This window comes from Bartonella florencae, assembly GCF_000312525.1.
Classification (GTDB): domain Bacteria; phylum Pseudomonadota; class Alphaproteobacteria; order Rhizobiales; family Rhizobiaceae; genus Bartonella; species Bartonella florencae.
Window position 1 is genome coordinate 572,280 of record NZ_HE997452.1, and the last position, 1,206, is coordinate 573,485.

The 1,206-nt window shown below is 43.6% G+C and carries 1 protein-coding gene; it reads right to left on the minus strand.

What is annotated here, in order from left to right; translation table 11 throughout:
* Positions 1-108: 108 nt before the first annotated feature.
* Positions 109-1,200 carry a 5-(carboxyamino)imidazole ribonucleotide synthase gene (locus BN202_RS05315; RefSeq protein ID WP_034987532.1) on the minus strand — a complete coding sequence of 364 codons (1,092 nt, stop codon included), beginning with the start codon at positions 1,198-1,200 and terminating at the stop codon, positions 109-111.
* Positions 1,201-1,206 lie beyond the last annotated feature (6 nt).

Sequence of the window (1,206 nt, forward strand, 5' to 3'; positions counted from 1 at the left end):
GCATTGTTGTGCCTTTGGTAGGGGCGTTTTTTGCGGGTGAGACTTTGTGCGAAGCGAGCGTTTTGTTGTTTTTCTTCTTTATTTCTTACGTGTGGAGGGAATCTCTTGTTAAAATTTGGTGGCAGGTCCTGTTAATTGGATGATGTGTCCCATTTTGCGCAAGGGCTGGGCAGAGCTTTTGCCATATAAATGTACCGAGGTGTGGTCTTGTGTGAGAAAATATTTGACTTCACTCAAATTGTTGCCAAGAAGGTTGATCATTTGACAATTGCTGTGCCGGTATGTGCTCCCTAAGCCAAGTCCACAAATGGCACGGATATGTTGCTCAAATTGTGAGGTTACACACGCCTTTTGCGTCCAATGGCCAGAGTTGTGAACACGGGGCGCCAATTCATTCACTAATAAACTACCATCTATGAGAACAAAAAATTCAATGCAAAGAATACCGACATAATAGAGAGCGTCCATCACTGCTACACTGATTTCTTGCGCAGCTTTTTGTACCTCAAGTGGAACATGCGAGGGTAAAAATGATTTATGAAGAATGCCGTTTTTGTGCTGATTTTCAGGGCAATCATAAAAAATATGTTCCCCTTGTTTTGTCCGCGCCGAGAGAACCGAAATTTCCGATAAAAAAGGAACAATTTCTTCCAAAATTAAAGGTTGTTCTTGAAATGTCGTAAAGGCATTTTTGAGCGCTTGCTTATCGGGGTGATCCAGCTTGATCTGGTTTTTTCCATCATAACCAAAACGGCGCGTCTTTAAAAGACCACGACCACCTAATGCCAAGAGCCCCGAAAGAAGAGAAGAATAATCATCAACAGCGTGCCACGTGGCCGTGCGAATGGCTTTATCACGCAAAAATTGTTTCTCAAAAAGCCGGTCTTGCGTAATCTCTAACGCTTTGGAAGAGGGATAAACATTTTTGACCTTCTCTATATATTGAACCGTTTCAAGAGAAAGATTTTCAAACTCATAGGTCACAATATCACACAGAGAAATAAAACGGTCTAAGGCGGAAGTATCATCATAGGGCGCGGCAATATGCTCATTTGCTGTTTGTGCCGCTGGGCAATCTGCCTCAGGACAAAACACAACCGTGCGAAACCCTAGCTCCGCTGCCGCTATGGCAAGCATGCGTGCCAATTGTCCCCCCCCTATTAAACCAATGGTGCGGCCAAAAGGTAATTTAGCGAATATGTTGGT